The following is a 16,188-nucleotide window of genomic DNA, read 5'->3' as shown; positions in this document are numbered from 1 at the left end:
TGTACGGGGAGAGCAATACGTACGGGGAGAGCAAGGAGAAATGCGTGGAGCCCGACAAGGACAGCGCCCGCGGTCTCTACCAGATCGAGGGCTATCTGCTCTGGAGCGCGGAGATCGAGGACGTACGCCGGCAGGCCGCCCGCTTCACCGCGCAATTGCCCTGGCTGACCACGGCCCAGCGCGAGGACGTGGAGCGGGTCTACACCGCGGACCGGGCGGCAGCCTCCCGGGCGATGCTCGTACGTATCTCCGACCGCGCTACCGAACTGCGCCGCGAATACACCGCGCACTACCGGCAGCTCAGAACGCGCGTGGTGGCGACGGCGGTTGTGGCCGTCGGGGCGGCGAGCGCTGCCTGTAGCGCGGTCACCTATCTGACCCGCTGACATAAGCCGTACAAGTGGCACATATCGCACTAACAGGACACAAGGCGGCGCGCCGGACGGATTGCGATTCGGCTTGTTTCTCTTCACAGGATCGAGTGGTCCTGTGAAGCGGTCGTGAATTCACCTTCATATCCGTCCGGCGATACCTCTCTGACCACGCCCTATCGCCTCCGAACGGCATCGCGGCAAATGATCACCCGATGACCGAATCACTCTCTTGACCATCCCTTGACGCACAATCCAGACTCGCAAGCGGCACTCATGCATCAGGAGCCACTGACGCATACGCATGCGCCATTCGCATACGCATGCGGATGGCCCTGCGAGACCGATATCGCACGGGGTGTGTGACGGGGGAACAACAACGGGAAGCGCGTAGTCGAGTTCGGCACATATGCGCATTCCCTTCACTTCCCCTCCTCATCTCTTGGTGCGCGAAGGGAATGGAGGGGGAATGCCGACGCACATGGGCTATCCCGGCGTTTACATCGAAGAGCTTCCCAGCAGCACCCGTACCATCGCCTCGGTCACCACCTCGGTGACCGCGTTCGTGGGGCACACCCGCCGGGGTCCGCTCAATCAACCCGTGCGGATCACCAGCTTCGCGGACTTCGAGCGCCGCTTCGGCGGGCTCACCTCCCAGAGCGCTGTCAGCTACGCCGTCCACCAGTTCTTCGGCAACGGCGGCTCCGTCGCGGTGATCGTGCGCGTGGCCAAGGCCGGCACCGGCGAAGAAGCCTGCGTCACACTCGAATCCACCGAGGGGCACAGTCAGTGCCCGGTGCTTGAGGTACGTGCCAAGGAGCCCGGCGTCTGGGGCTCGGGGCTGCGGGTCGCCGTCGACCACGACACACCGACCCCGGACAAGACGTTCAACCTCCGGATCCTCGACGCGCGCGGCGGCGCCCGCGAGACGTTCACCGGCCTGTCGATGCATACCGGCCACGGACGGTTCGTGGAGACAGTCGTCAACGCCGGCTCCTCCCTCGTCCGTGTGAAGGCCCTGGACGAGGACAGGCCCGACCCCTCCGGCACCGTCTCCAAACCCTTCTCGGCGGAACTGCCCAATCTGAACGTCGAGTTGAAGGTCAAGATCGGCGATGTGGAGCGTGAGTTCACGCTGTACGAACCCGATCACGACGGCGAGGCGCCTGGCAATGTCACGGAGCTGGCCCTCCTGCTGGAACGCAAGCTGCGCTCATTGCCGGACGCCCCGGGGAAGCACACCTTCGCCGGCGCCGAGGTGACCGCGTTCGGCCGGCGGATCCAGGTCGTCGCCGGGTCCGTCGACCCTGACGACGTGGTGCGCTTCGTCGGTGAGTGCGCCAATGACCTGGGCCTTGAGGCGTCGGTCAACCCGCCCGTCTTCCCGCTCAAGGGCGGCAAGGACGGCGATCCGCCCGGACCGCGCGACCTCATCGGCAGCGAGGCGCGCAAGACCGGTGTGCAGGCGCTGCGCGATGTGGACGACGTCAATCTGCTGGTCCTGCCCGAGCTTTCGGCGTACGAGTCCACGGAGGACATGGTCACCGTCCTCTCCGCGGCCGAGCAACTCTGCCGCGAGCGGCGGATCTTCCTGCTCGTCGACGCGCCGTCCACCTGGGGCAGTGTGGACGCCGCACGGGCCGGGATCGGCGCGTTCGAACCCGTACGCAGCGATCACGCCGCGCTGTACTTCCCGCACCTCCAGCTGACGGATCCGCTCACGGGACGGCTGCGCTCCTTCCCGCCGTCCGGGGCCATCGCCGGGGTCATCGCCCGTACCGACGGCGAGCGCGGTGTGTGGAAGGCACCGGCGGGGACCGAAGCGCGGCTGGCCGGGGTGCGGTCGCTGACCGTCAAGCTCACCGACCGGGAGAACGGACTGCTCAATCCGCTCGGTGTGAACTGCCTGCGCACCTTCCCGGTGGTCGGACCGCTGGTCTGGGGCGCCCGTACGCTGCAGGGCGCGGACGCGCTCGACAGCGAGTGGAAGTACGTGCCGGTACGCCGGCTCGCGCTGCATGTCGAGGAGAGTCTCTACCGCGGGCTGCAGTGGGTCGTCTTCGAGCCCAACACCGAGCAGTTGTGGCAGCAGATCCGGCTGAAGGCCTCGGCCTATCTCAACGATCTGTTCCGGCAGGGCGCTTTCCAGGGCGGCACACCGCGCGAAGCGTACTTCGTCAAGTGTGACAAGGACACCACCACCGAGGCCGATATCGAGCGCGGAGTGGTCAATGTCGTGATCGGCATCGCGCCGGTCAAGCCCGCGGAGTTCGTGATCGTGAAGATCCAGCAGGTGGCCGGGCAGTTCGACCTGTCGTAACCGAGGAAAAGGAACACGAAGGAAACCGATGGCTGAGTTCCAGATCAACGCCCATCGCTTCGACCCCTACAAGAATTTCAAGTTCCTGGTCCTGTGGGACGGTCGAACGGTCGCGGGCATCAGCAAGATCAGTCCGCTGAAGCGCACCACCGAAGTGGTCAAACACCGCCACGGTGGCGACCCCAGCTCACCGCGGAAGTCGCCGGGCCGCTCCGAGTTCGAGGGGGTCACGCTCGAACGCGGTGTCACCCACGACCCGGAGTTCGACCGCTGGGCCAACAAGGTCTGGCAGGTCGGGGCCGGGCTCGGTTCGGAGGTCTCGCTGCGGGACTTCCGCAAGGACATCATCATCCAGGTCCTCAACGAGGCCGGGCAGGTCGCCGTCTCGCACAAGCTCTACCGGGCCTGGGTGAGCGAGTACCAGGTGCTCGGCGAGCTGGACGCCAACGCGAACGCCGTGGCCATCCAGAGCGTCAAGCTCGAATGCGAGGGCTGGGAGCGGGACTACGAGGTGGAGGAGCCGGTCGAGCCCTCGTTCACCCATCCGGCCTGATCCGCGCGGAGCCGCACCACCGATACACCCGCATCACCGGCACCACCCGCAGCACCTGCTCCACTCGCGCTACCCCCCTACCCGCACTACCCGCACTACCCGCACTACCCGCACTACCGATACCACCTGCACACCGGAGGAATGAGCGATGACGCCGACGGGGCCGGCCGAGCTGCTCGCCACCTGGGAAGCCGGGCTGGCGCAGCAGGAAGCGGGACGGTCTCTGCTGCTGCACCGGGCGGCACGCCCGGGGGCCGGCACCGACGAGTTGCTGTCGATGCCGGTCGGCACGCGGGAGGCGGATCTCTTCGCACTGCGCCGGGCGCTGTTCGGCGAGCGCATGCAGGTACGCGTCGAGTGCGCGTCGTGCGAAGAGGCGATGGAGTTCGATCTCGACGCGACGCTGCTGGGCGTCCGGGGGCGGACTCCGGACGGGCCGCTGCGGGTGGAGGAGGGCGACTGGGTGGTGGAGTTCCGGCTGCCCACCGTCGCCGACCTGGCGGCGGCCGGCTCGGCGCCGGACGCGGCGGAGGCCCGTCGGCTGCTGGTGGCGCGCTGCGCGGTCTCGGCCGTACGGGGCGGGGAGACGGTGCCGCCGGAGCGGCTGGCCGGGCTGCTGCCCGCGAACGTACAGCGGCGTCTCGCCGAGACGGCGGCCGAGGCCGATCCGGCGTCCGATGTGACGCTGAATGTCAACTGCCCCGAGTGCGGCGGGGCCACCCCCGCCGCACTCGACATCACCTCATATCTGTGGACCGAACTGGACACCTGGGCACGGGACTTGCTGCTCGATGTCCATCTGCTCGCGAGCGCCTACGGGTGGAGCGAGCCGGAGATCCTGGCGCTCAGCCCGCTGCGGCGTCGTTACTACCTGGAGCTGTGTGCCGATGCCTGACTACTTCGACCGGCTGCTCGCCCGGTATACGCCGGTGCCCGGGGTGGGCGGCGCCGAGGGCGCCGAGGGCGTCGGGGGCATGGCGCGGGTCCGGCCACGGCTGCCCGGCCCGTACGAGCGGGTGGAGGCGCTGCGGTCCGGCCCGCAGGAGCCCGACGAGCCGGCCGCGCTGATCCCGTCCGCTCCCCAACCCGCCTTTGGGTCGGGTGAGTTGGTGCGTCAGGAGCGCGAGGTGCGGACGGACCGGCATACGGTGGTACGGACCGAGGCGGTACGTCCGGGCGGCGAGCCCGAGCGGCCCGCCGGCTCCCCCGCCACGCCGAGCACGGGGCCGCTGCTCCCACCGTTGTCACACCGGACTCCGGGGCCACGTCAGGCGGCGGACGAGAGCCCGCGCGCACCGTGGCGCGCCGTGGCCGCCTCGGCGGCCGGCACACCGCGGACCGCGCCCGCCACCGCACCGCGCGCCGCCGCCCCCGCTCCCCCGGCCGCCACCACGCCGCTCAGACCGCGCGACGCCGACACCGCGGCCGCCCGGGGCGCCGCGCCGAACGGGGTGGGCCGGCGCGCGCCCAAGCAGGCCGAACGTGTCGTCCACGTACAGATCGGCCGGCTCGAAGTGAGCGCGGCGCCGCCGCCCGGCGGGGATCGCTCCACCGCCGCGGGCCGCCCCGGTCACACCGGACGGCGCGCGCCCGCGCTGACCCTGGACGACTATCTGTCGCGCGGCGAGAAGAGGAACTGAGGCCATGAGCAACGCACTTGCCGTCGCGACGGTCACCCAGGCCCTGGCTCTGCTGATCGAGAGCAATCTGGGGCCCGAGATGGATATCGCGGTCAAGGTGGAGACCCGTAAACCGCCGGCCGAGCCACCGGCCGAGCCGACCGTCAATGTCTTTCTGTACCAGGTCACTCCGAACGCCTCGATGCGTCACACCGATCTGCCGACGCGCGCGTCGGACGGCACGCTGGTCAAGCGGCCCGCCGCGCCCCTGGATCTGCACTATCTGATCAGCGCGTACGGGGAGGAGGCCGAGCTGGTCGGTCAGCGGCTGATCGGGTGTGTGGTCCGGACCCTGCACGAAATCCCGGTCCTGCCCCAGGAGTTGATCGAGCTGGCGGCCGAGCGTCCCTATCTGTCGGGCAGCGATCTGGCCGAGTCGCCGCAGCGGGTGCGGTTCACACCGACGGTGATGGACATCGACGAGACGTCCAAGCTCTGGGGGATGCTCCATCAGACGCCGTACACACTGTCGGTGGCGTACCAGGCATCGCTGGTGCTGATCGAGGGCCGCGAGAGGCCCGCCCCGGCGAAACCGGTCGAGCGGCGTACGGTACGGGCGCTGCCGTTCGGGGCGCCGGGCGCGCCGGTGCCGCCGACCGCGGGGGAACCGTCAGGCGTCGGCGAAACCGCCACGGAGGCGGAGGCGGGTCCGGAGACGGAGCCAGCGACTGCGACTGCGACGGAAACGGAGCCGAAGCCGAAGCCGAAGGCCGACGCACCCGCGAAGAAGCGCGCGGCGAGCAAGACCGCCGCCTCCAAGCCGGCGGCCAAGCGGGCCGCGTCCGCCTCTCGTACGCGTACCCACACCCGTGGGAAGCCCGGCGCGGGCGACGACGGCACGGAGAGCTGAGGCGCGGTGCGGGAGACGGGGGCGGGTGAGGGCATGGGGACGCACGGGGGAACGGACCGGGGCGCGGCGGAAAGCGTCGGTACGGACGGTCGCGCGCTGGCCGCGGCCGTACGCTCCGTCCTCGCGCGTGTCGACGCCCACGCGCGGCGCGCCGAGGACCGTACGCGGCCGACGGAGGGCGACGCGCCCGCGGGCACCGACATCGGCACCGGCACCGGCACCGGATATGCCGTCACCGGTCCCGGAACCCTGGACGCGCTCGTCAGATGCTTCGGGCTCAGCGCGTTCGAACGCGAGGTGATCCTGCTCGCCGCGGCAGCGGAGCTCGACCCCACCACCGGCTCCCGTTGCGCCGCCGCGAGCGGCGATCCCGACCGGGCGCACCCGACCTTCTCGCTCGCCCTCGCCGCTCTGGCGGAGCCGCACTGGAGCGCGCTGACGCCCGTCGCCCCACTGCGCCGCTGGCGACTGGTCGAGCTGGACGACGAGACGCGGCTGACCACCTCCCGGCTGCGCCTCGACGAACGCATCCTGCACTTCCTCGTCGGCTCGCCGTATCTGGACGCGCGGCTGCACGGCCTGTTGCGCCGTACGACCGCGCCGGACTCCCTCCCCGCCTCGTACGAACAGGCGGCGAGCCGGGTCGCGGCGGGGCTGGCGGGCGCCGGGCCGTACGCCCCGTTACGTGTCGAGCTGGTGGGCGGGGATCTCCGCTCCCGGGCCGATATCGCCGCCGCGGCCGCCCGCCGTTCGGGGCTCGGTCTGTACGCGCTGGCCGCCGACGATCTGCCCACCGATCCGGTGGAACGCGACCGGCTGGCCCGGCTCTGGCAGCGTGAGGCGATCCTGCTGCCCGCCGCGCTGCTGGTGGAGATCGGTGAGCCGGACCGTGAACAGGCCGCCGCCACCGACGCGTTCGTGGAGAGCGCGGGCGTACCCCTCGTGGTCTCCAGTCTCGATCCGCGGCAGACCGCCCGGCCGCGCGGCGAGCGGGTGTCCGTGCCGTCGCTCGACGCCGAGGAGCAGTTGGGGGTGTGGGCGCACGCCTTTCAGGATGTACCGGCGGTGTCGGAACACGACTTGAAGGACTTGGTCGAGCAGTTCTCGCTGCCGCCCCATCTGATCCGGTCAGCGGGCGCCGCCGTCGTACGGGATCTGTCCGGTGACGACGAGCCGGACGCGGCCCAACTCGCCTGGCGTGCCGGGCTCACCGAGGCCCGGATGGGCATGGACGAGCTGGGCCGGCGGATCGAACCGGAGGCGGCCTGGGGCGATCTCGTCCTGGCGGAAAGGCAGTTGAGGATCCTGCGCGAGATCGTCGCGCACGTACGGCAGCGGGCCACCGTCTACCAGGAGTGGGGCTTCGAGGCGACGCTGCGCCGGGGCCTGGGCGTCACCGCGCTCTTCGCGGGCGGCTCCGGTACCGGAAAGACCCTGGCGGCCGAGGTGATGGCGCGGGAACTGGGCCTGGATCTGTTCATCATCGATCTGTCGCAGGTGGTCAGCAAGTACATCGGTGAGACCGAGAAGAATCTGCGCCGGGTGTTCGACGCGGCCGAACGCGGCGGCGCGCTGCTGCTGTTCGACGAGGCCGACGCGCTCTTCGGCAAGCGCAGCGAGGTCAAGGACAGCCATGACCGGTACGCCAACCTGGAGGTCAGCTATCTGCTGATGCGGATGGAGGCGTACCGGGGACTGGCGATCCTCACCACCAATATGAAGCAGGCGCTGGACACGGCGTTCATGCGCCGCATCCGCTTCGTCGTCGACTTCCCCTTCCCCGGCGAGGCCGAGCGCGCGGAGATCTGGCGGCGGGTGCTGCCCCCGCGGGCGCCGATGAAGGGGATCGATCCGGCGCAACTGGCCCGGCTGACCGTGGCCGGCGGCTCGATTCGCAACATCGCGCTCTCGGGCGCCTTCCTCGCCGCCGAGGAGGGCGACCGCCTCCAGATGCGCCACATGCTGGAGGCGGCGCGCACCGAATACCTCAAGCTGGACCGCTCGTTGACGCCCTCGGAGGTGCACGGATGGGTCTGAACGAGGCACCGCTGAACGAGACGCCGCGCACCATACAGGTGGACATCGGCGAACTGGTCCTGGACGGCTTCGACCGCGTCGACGCGGACCGCGTCTCGGCCGCTTTCCAGACGGAGCTGTCCCGACTCGTACGGGACGGGGGCGTACCCCTGGCCACGAACGGCGGCCGTGCCCTGGACACCCTCTCCGGCCTGCCGCCCCTGCCCGCGACCACCTCACCACGACGACTGGGCGAGGCACTGGCACGCGCGGTGCACGCGGGGCTCTCGGGACGGGGTGAATCGCGATGAGTACCACGCACTCCGGAGCGCAGAACAGCCAGTCGAACCAGTCGACGAAAGACAAGCAGCGCAAGCGCAAGGCGCGGTCCAAGTCCCGTACCCCGGAACCGAAGAACATCGTCAGCGGCGCCGGCCAGCCCCTGGACCTGAGCGTACGCCGCGAGCTGGAGGAACAACTCGGCCACGACTTCAGCCGCGTACGCCTCCACACCGACCGCGACGCGGGCGCGCTCACGGACCTACTGGGCGCGGACGCGGTCGCGGTCGGCCAGGACATCTTCTTCCGCGAGGGCACCTACCGCCCGGGCACGACCGACGGCCAGCGCCTGCTCGCCCACGAGTTGCTCCACACGGTCCAGAACCCGGACGGCCTGGGCGCCCTGCGCGCGGGCCGCGACCTGGGCGCGGTGAGCCTGCCGCAACAGGCGATGGAACGCGAGGCGGAGTCGGCGGCGCAGGACCTCGTACGGGACGGAGAACCGGCGGCGGACGTACGACGGGACGAGTCCACACCGGGCTGGCTGCGGTACGCGACCGTGGACGCCGACCGGCGCCGCATGGAGGAGCTGGATCCCGCGACGGTGATCGACCGCCTGGCGAACGGCGTCCTGCGCTCCCTGCGCGGTGATCCGGAGGACCGGTCGGGTCGTGTACGACTTCAACTGGCGCGTATGGCACCGCAGGTGCAGGACATCGTCCTCGATCGACTGGAACTGCGGCTGCCCACCCCCGCACTCGACCGGCTGCTGGACCTGGTCGAGGAGACGGAGCAGGGGCCGTTGCCGCTGGAGGCCGCCGGGGCACCCATGGCCGTTCCCGGCGAGGCGGAGGATGTCGCGCAGGAACGTGAGCGCGAGTCGGCCCAGCGGCGGGGTGACGCGCGTAAGCCGAACGAGGACCGACGGGAGCCCGCTCGGCAGGATGAGCGGGACCGGCCCGGCGAGGGCGGCGGACGGACCGGGGCCGGGGACCGGGACGGCGCTGACGTCTCGGGCTCCCCTGAACAGGTGGCCGCCCAGAACCAGGAGGAGGCCGCCGGCCGGCAGCAGGACAGGTCGCAGTCCCAGCAGCAGGACAGGGATGCCTCCGCCCGCGATGACAAGGACGCCGCCGCGCAGGAGGACCGGCAGAAGGCCCAGGAGGACGGACAGAAGGACGACGCGACCGCGGCGGAGCAGGAGCAGGAGGAGGGTGCGGGCTCGGAGGACGAGGCACCGCAGGAGCCGGAACGGCAGGCGGGCGAGCGGCAGCCAGGGCAGGACGAGGCCTCGACGGTCGCCCGGAGCGCCGCGGCCGCCCCGGCAGCCGCTGACAGAAGCGGTACCGAGCCCGGCGAGAAGCTCCGGACCGGCGGTGACACCCGCCGGGCCCGCACCGCGGGTGACCCGGAGAATGAACAGGACGCCGACGACGAGCCGTTGGGCCTGGAGTCCGAGCCCACGGAGGAGGAGCCGGCCGCCGACGAGGACACGGCAGGCTCCGGCGCACGCGGTGCGGACAGCGAACCGTCGGGGCTGGACACCGCGGACGATCCCCGGCTGTTCCGGTTGCGGAAGAAGGGCGAACCTCGTCAGCCCGGCATCTCGTCCACCGAGGGTGATGCGGAGCCGGACGCACTCCAGGACGTCGCGGAACCCGAGGAGTCCCCGGCCGTCTCCGAGCGCACCGACGAGGAGGATTCGGAGAGCCGGACCGTCCAGGAGCTGTGGGACGTCATGGCCGGCGAGCAGGATCTCGGGCCGGAGGGTGACGCGGGGGTTGCGGCGTCGCCGGGCTCCGGGGCGGCCGTGGCGGACAGCACCGAGCGGGACTGGGCGAAGAGGCAGACGGAAGAGGAGGGCCGGGAGGACGCGGAGTCGCGGAGGCGCGACGAGGAGGCTCGTACCGCCGACGGCGCCGCTCAGGTACCTGCCGCCGGTGAGCCGGCCGCCCCCGAACAGCTGGCCAAGGCGGGCGAGGACGCCCGTACCCAGGGAGCGGCTTCGTCGTCGGCCGGCGGAGGCGCGGCCGAGAGCCGGACCGAAGGCGCCGGAAAGCCGGAAGGGGCCGCGAGCGGCGGCACGACCGGCCGGAGCGAACCGGAGTCGGCCACCGGAGCGGGGAAGGGCGCGGAGAAGCCGTCCGACAAGGCCGAGGACGCGGGGGGACGTGGCGGGAGCGGCTCGGACCAGGGCGCTCCGTCACCCACGCCCACGCCCACCCCTGTCCCCGGCGGCCAGGACGTCACCGAGGGTGGGGGACATGCCACGTCCCCCACCCCTCAGACCGGTCCGGACCAGGTCGCCGCACCGGGGCCCACCTCCGCGCCGGAACTGGCGCCGGGCAATGGTCCCGCGCCTATGGCCGGCCCGGGGGCAAAGACCAACTCCCCCAAGGCCTCGGGCGCTTCGGGATCGGGTTCGGGCTCCGGCGCACGTCCCCGACCGACGGGAGCCAAGCGACAGGCCGCCCGGCAGGCGGCCAAGACCGTCCGCCGGAGCGGAGGCGGCGGAGGGAGCAGCCGCTCGGCCCCGCCCCCGGCTCCGGCACGGGGCGGTGGCCGGGCAGGCGCGTCCGGCTCGGCGAAACCGAAGAAGGAGACCTCGGCCCCGGACGTCTCGAACGCGACGCCCGAGTCAGGCTTGGCCACGGCGGCGGGACTCAAGCCGCACCAAGCCCTGGAGACGCTGAAGGGCGTCGACGGCGCGGTCGGCCGTTCGGTCGACAAGGAACGGACGACGCTGCGCAAGGCACCGCCGAAGACGCAGCGCCCGTCGGGCTCCCCGAGGACGGTGCCGGGCGGCCCGACGGCGGCGGCTCCCGGCACCTACACCAACGCCAAGGTCGCCCGTACCGAGGCGGCCCGGGGCAGCACGCCCGAGATCACCGGCGAGCAGAAACCGGAAGGCGAGCTTCCCGGCGCGAACGTGCCGGAGCCCAGCTGGTGGGACATCGCCGTGACGATCGGCGCCCAGCTGTTCGGCAGCCTCCTGAAGGAAATCCTCCCGCTCGACGACCTGATCGACTCGATCCTGGGGCTCCCCACCAAGGACGAAGGGCTGCAGAACGCGCGGGTGGGCGACGCCCCCAGGCTGCCGCTGGAGAACGACTCGGATCCGCGGCGCACGGACGAGCAGAGCCAGAAGCTCGACGAGCGGAAGACCGAGCTCCATCAGTCGGGCCGTACGGACGCGGGCCTGCCGATGGGCGAGGACCAGATCTATCCGGACGTGCCGAAGGAGACCCTGACAGGCAAGGTGCCCGGCGGGAAGAAGTCCGCGAAGGCGAGTGGCCCGCGGTCGGTGTCCGGGGGCGTGCCGATCGAGTCCGCCTCCGCCGTGGCCGAGCACGACCGCGGCCCGCAGATCCAAGCGGGCTTCGCCGAGGGCCGGGGCAGGATGACCCAGGAGCGCCGGTCCAAGGACGAGAAGACGCAGCAGGACAAGCAGAAGTACGACCAGGACCTCCAGCGGGAGGTCTCCGCCAGCGGCAAGAAGCAGGCGGACGCACGCGACAAGGGCCGCTCCGACATCTCCGACTCCCGCGCCGACTGGCGCAAGGAGCAGGACGACAAGGTCGCGGAGATCGACGGCAAGAAGGGCAAGAAGTACGAGAAGGTCCGCCAGGACATCACGGACAAGGAAAAGAAGACCGACGAGGACGTCGACAAGCGCACCGAGGACGACAACCAGAGGATCGCGGACGAGCAGACCAACGCGGAGCAGGAGGCCGAGCAGAAGCAGGAGGACGGCAAGGACGACGCCGACAACTGGCTCGAAGAGGCCATCGAGAAGCTGAAGGAGTTCTTCGAAGAGCTCAAGAACGCCATCAAGACTGTCTTCGAGAGGGCACGGCAGGTCGTCACCGACCTCATCGACAGGTTCAAGCAGGCGGTCTTCCAGCTCATCGACGACGCCCGCAACTGGGTCATCGACCAGATCAACACCTTCGCCGACGCCTTGATCGCCCTCGGGGACGAACTGCTCGCCGACTACCCGGCGATGCGGGACAAGTGGCGCAACACCATCGACGGCGTGCGCGACTGGGCAGTGGAGAAGGTCAACGAGTTCGCCGACGCCCTCAAGGAGGTCGCCGGGAAGCTGCTCGACGGCCTGTGCGGCGCCCTGCTCGCCGGGCTCGACCTGCTGGAGACGGGGCTGCTGGCGGCCGTTGACGTCGCGGAGAGCGTCACGGTCGGCGCGCTGGAGTTCGGTGCCGCCGTCGTGCAGGGCCTCGGTGAGTGGGCGGCCATCTTCAACGACATCGTCTCCGACCCCGGCGACTGGATCAGCAAAGCGGGGGCCGCCGCCGAGACCGGAGCCAGGGATCACCTCTTCGAGGAGATCAAGACCGCCGTCAAAGCCTGGTTCAACCAGAAGGTCCAGGAAATCATCGGCATCCCGATGGAGGACTTCCAGGCGCTGCTCGACGGCGGGGTCACGGCGGAGCAGATGGGCCAGATGGCCTGGGACGAGGCCCTGCCGCAACTGCCGCTCATCATCGGCGTCCTGGTCGTCGAGAAGGTCGTGGCCAAGCTCATCCCCGGCGCCGGCTGGGTCATGGCCGTAATCGACGCCCTGCAGACGGCCTGGGGGGCGCTCAGCGAGATTCTCGCCGCCTTCGGGCTCTTCATGGACTTCTTGAAGTCGGTCAAGAGCGGCAACGGGGCGCTGCCCTTCGCGAAGGCGGTCGCGGCGGGGGTCGTCGCGCTGCTGGAGCTGGTCTACCAGTTCCTGATCGAGGGTGTGGGCCGGTTCATGGGCAAGGTGGCCGACCGCCTCGGCGACATGCTGAAGAACCTCCGCAAGAAGAAGAACCCGGGCCAGTCCGACACACCGGGCCAGCCGGACGCGCCCGGCAAGCCCAAGGACGACGAGCGGTCGACCACCGACAGGCCGGCCGACCGCACGGACCCGCGCAAGCCGACGCCGGACCAGACGTCCCGCCCGCAGCCGAAGCCCCGTCCCGGTAAGCGCTCCACCCCGGGGAAGAAACCACGCCCCTCGCACACCACCAGGCCGAAGAAACGCCGCGAGGATGACGAACGCCGCGAGGAGGGCCGCGAGGTCAACGCGGCCAGGCGGCGGGCGCGGGACGCGGAACAGAGGACGCGCGACGACGACCGGGACGACCGCACGGGCGGGCCCACACGTCGCGGCCCGGCCCGTGACACGCTCCGCCCCGACCGACGCCGCCCCGGCACGGACCGTACGAACGACCGCGACCGCGATCCGGGGAGCACGCGTCCGGGCGATCGGCGCACGGACGACAAGAGGCGTACGGACGACGACCGCAGGGACGACCGGCATCGCGACACCGACAGCAGCCGGGATCGCCGCTCCGGAGACCGCCCCCGCCGCCGCCCGCTCCGGCGTGCCCGCCAGACCGTCAAGTCGGCCGTCAACAGGGCGCGTCGCGCCACCAGCAAGCTCTTCGGCAAGGCCCGCCGCAAACTCGGCAGCCGCCTGAACGACCGCCTGCGTCACTTGAGGGATCTGTTGCGACGCCGCAGGGACCGGCTGCGGGACGACCGGTCCCGTCGCCCGGGCCGGGACCGACGCGACGGCGGCACCGAGTCCATCGAGCTCCCGAAGGTGCGGTACGCCGACGCCGACGACGGCGAACGGCACACCCTGATGTTCCACGGCCGCGGCATGGACGCGGGCCTGTACGTGCACAGCATTCCGGAAGGGATACCTGAGTTCCTGGCCGATTGGCGAGCGGACATAGATAAGCAGGATCCGTCGCCCGAGAAAGAAAACCAGGAGTTCTCCCTCAAGGCCGCCGCAGGAAAGTACAACAAAGCCATGAGAATCCAGAAGGGCATTCCGGCACAGGTGAAGAAGGAGGACAGGGACAAGTACAAAGACCGCAGGCGGGCCCTCAGGAAAAAGATGGCGGAGTTCGCCCACGTAGCACGGTTGCGACAGTACAACGACATCCCCGAACCCAAGTTCCCGGACTTCCACGATGTCTCTCCTGTTCGCGGGTCCGCCGGGCACCTCTCCGAGTACCTCGGGACCTCCGCCAAGACCGTGTTCGGCGGCCCGGGCGAGATTGCAAGAAAGGCAAAAAGCACGCAGCCGCCGGGTTGGAGCTACATCGACAAGAATGGATTGGGAGAGAACTCCGCGTGGGTGAAGATGCACCTGTTGCCAGAGCGGCTTGGCGGCAGGGCAACCGGGAATAACCTCGTGCCGGCCCGTGGCCCCCAGACGAACAATCTATTCCTGCGGAACATCGAAGACCAAGCCTACAACGCCATCCCGCAGCAAGAAAAGATAATCTGGTACAAGACGGAGGTCCGGTTCGGCCATTCGCGCCTCAAAGATTTCGTCGACTTCCCCAGCTATATCTACTCAGCGTACGGCGGATATGAACAAGTTCGAGGGACTGGGAAGAACCGGAGCGACTGGAAGAGGAAAGGACAGGAGAAGCAATTTGGTCGGAACGTTGCGCCGCCCCGTCAGGATGAAGGGGGAACTCTCTTCATCAACACGGCCGGCCGGACAACCATCGCCGGCATGCTCGAATGCTCCGAGAGGCTTGCCCAGCACGTCATTGATGCTCGCGCAAATGCGGGGAAGTTCAACGACCTCAAGGAGATCAAACCCATCCTGCGGACGTGGAAGCGGACCAATGGAGGCACCATCATGCCCCGCCTGGAAGCCATGCTTCCCAATCTTGATGCCTTGATCGGGCAGGGGAAAGTCGACCTGAGTGTGTGAGGAATCATGAATCCCGATGAAAAGAATCATACTTTTCCGTTCGAAGAGCGCTGTGCGAAGACTCTGGGAGAGATTCGCAGCTCCTCGGGGATCAGCGTGTCTGAGGCTCAGTTCGGCGCAATCCCGAGGCTCCTGGACGATCCAGTATTTGTCTTTGAAAGCCTCGCCGAGGACGATGGATTGCCGTTCAGTCCGGCAGTTCAGCAACACTTCTTCCGATTCGGCGACATTGCGGCTTACTGGCGATCAACGGACCCGGATTCCGAACTCGTCGGAGAGTTCCATCTGACCCATCTGTACAGCACCAGCCTCATGTCGTACACCTGGGAAGGAACCAACGACTGGGAGCGCGACCTCTACCGAGAGCTGAGGATCTTCGACGACACGCCTCGGACCGGAACCGGATACATGGCCACGCTGCGCGCTCCGCGTGGCACCACGGACCCGGAGATCTGGTTTTTCGATATGCACAACGGCGTCATGGAAATGGATCTCGACTACGGCACCTACCTGGACACTTTGTTGGTCACCAAGGGAACCATCGGCTGGCAGTACCTGTTCTGTGATGCAGGGTTCGGCGATCCCGGGTTCACGCCCGTCGCAAAGGGACTCAAGGAAATGCTGGAGGTATTCCCGCGGCTTTTCCCTGATCACGACTACTCGGGCCTGCAGGCCCGCCTCCGGGAGCGCATGTGACTCGTTACGCGGACATACCCAAGCCCATCCGTTCCGGGATCGTCATCGTCGATCCCGAGCGCGGCACGCCCCAGCGCATCATCGTGCTGCAGTTCAATCCCGACACCCTCGAACGCTCCGTCGCGCCCCAGGCCGCCGGCGGTAGCGGTGACTCCGGCGGAGGGGGGAGTGGAAGCGGGGACCGCAACGAGGCCCTACGCCTGAAAGGACCCGCGCAGGAGACGTGGAAGTTCACCGCTGAGATCGACGCGACCGATCAGCTGGATGTGGCCGCGCCCGATGGGATTCATCCTCAGCTGGCCGTCCTCGAAATGCTGGTGCAGCCCACCACCGCCCAACTCCGCGCCGCGTCGCGGTTGGCTCAGAACGGGACCATCGAGATCAGTCCGATCGAGACGCCGCTGACCCTCTTCACCTGGGGCAGCAAGCGCGTCATGCCCGTGCGGCTGACCGAGTTGTCGATCAATGAGTCGGCGTTCGACGTGAATCTGAACCCCATACGGGCCTCGCTCAGCATCGGGCTGAAGGTGCTGACGGTCAGTGATCTGCCCGCCGGGCACCGTGGCGCCGAGTTGTATCTCGCGCATCTGGCGCAGAAGGAGCGGCTCGCCGCCCGGGTGGCCGTCGGGCAGCTTGGGGCGTTGGGGCTGAGTGGTGGCGTTGGTGGCGGGATTGGGATGGGGAGGTAGGGCAC

General features: G+C 69.4%; 11 protein-coding genes. All 11 read left to right on the top strand.

From position 1 onward, the window contains the following. Nucleotides 1-44: 44 nt before the first annotated feature. Complete coding sequence (locus IF11_RS0115845) at nt 45-386, top strand: hypothetical protein (protein WP_030352237.1); 342 nt, start codon at nt 45-47, stop codon at nt 384-386. 454 nt (nt 387-840) lie between these two features. Then, nucleotides 841-2,691 (top strand): phage tail sheath C-terminal domain-containing protein, encoded by a 1,851-nt coding sequence (locus IF11_RS0115840; RefSeq protein ID WP_030352236.1) that lies wholly within the window; start codon nt 841-843, stop codon nt 2,689-2,691. A 28-nt stretch (nt 2,692-2,719) separates the two neighbouring features. After that, on the top strand, nt 2,720-3,244 hold the full coding sequence (locus IF11_RS0115835) for a phage tail protein (protein ID WP_030352235.1): 525 nt from the start codon (nt 2,720-2,722) through the stop codon (nt 3,242-3,244). A gap of 148 nt (nt 3,245-3,392) precedes the next feature. Further along, nucleotides 3,393-4,139, top strand: a complete 747-nt coding sequence (locus tag IF11_RS0115830; RefSeq protein ID WP_030352234.1) for a T4 family baseplate hub assembly chaperone — start codon at nt 3,393-3,395, stop codon at nt 4,137-4,139. After that, nucleotides 4,132-4,884 (top strand): hypothetical protein, encoded by a 753-nt coding sequence (locus tag IF11_RS0115825; protein ID WP_037727850.1) that lies wholly within the window; start codon nt 4,132-4,134, stop codon nt 4,882-4,884. Before IF11_RS0115830 ends, IF11_RS0115825 begins: the two co-directional genes overlap by 8 nt. Nucleotides 4,885-4,888: 4 nt before the next feature. After that, entirely contained in the window at nt 4,889-5,773 is an 885-nt protein-coding gene (locus IF11_RS0115820; protein ID WP_030352232.1) for a Pvc16 family protein, read from the top strand. 33 nt (nt 5,774-5,806) lie between these two features. Further along, the gene (locus tag IF11_RS0115815; RefSeq protein ID WP_030352231.1) at nt 5,807-7,810 is read left to right on the top strand and encodes an ATP-binding protein; all 2,004 of its coding nucleotides are present in this window, start codon (nt 5,807-5,809) and stop codon (nt 7,808-7,810) included. After that, nucleotides 7,801-8,100, top strand: a complete 300-nt coding sequence (locus IF11_RS0115810) for a hypothetical protein (RefSeq protein ID WP_030352230.1) — start codon at nt 7,801-7,803, stop codon at nt 8,098-8,100. The genes IF11_RS0115815 and IF11_RS0115810 overlap by 10 nt, the downstream gene beginning before the upstream one ends. Further along, on the top strand, nt 8,097-14,798 hold the full coding sequence (locus IF11_RS0115805) for an eCIS core domain-containing protein (protein ID WP_030352229.1): 6,702 nt from the start codon (nt 8,097-8,099) through the stop codon (nt 14,796-14,798). The genes IF11_RS0115810 and IF11_RS0115805 overlap by 4 nt, the downstream gene beginning before the upstream one ends. A 6-nt stretch (nt 14,799-14,804) precedes the next feature. Further along, entirely contained in the window at nt 14,805-15,494 is a 690-nt protein-coding gene (locus tag IF11_RS0115800) for a hypothetical protein (protein WP_133243189.1), read from the top strand. Then, nucleotides 15,491-16,183 carry a hypothetical protein gene (locus IF11_RS0115795; protein ID WP_030352227.1) on the top strand — a complete coding sequence of 231 codons (693 nt, stop codon included), beginning with the start codon at nt 15,491-15,493 and terminating at the stop codon, nt 16,181-16,183. Before IF11_RS0115800 ends, IF11_RS0115795 begins: the two co-directional genes overlap by 4 nt. Nucleotides 16,184-16,188 lie beyond the last annotated feature (5 nt).

Source organism: Streptomyces scopuliridis RB72, assembly GCF_000718095.1.
GTDB lineage: Bacteria > Actinomycetota > Actinomycetes > Streptomycetales > Streptomycetaceae > Streptomyces > Streptomyces scopuliridis.
Note: the sequence above shows the minus strand (reverse complement) of the source record. Positions and strands in the feature narration are given on the sequence as shown.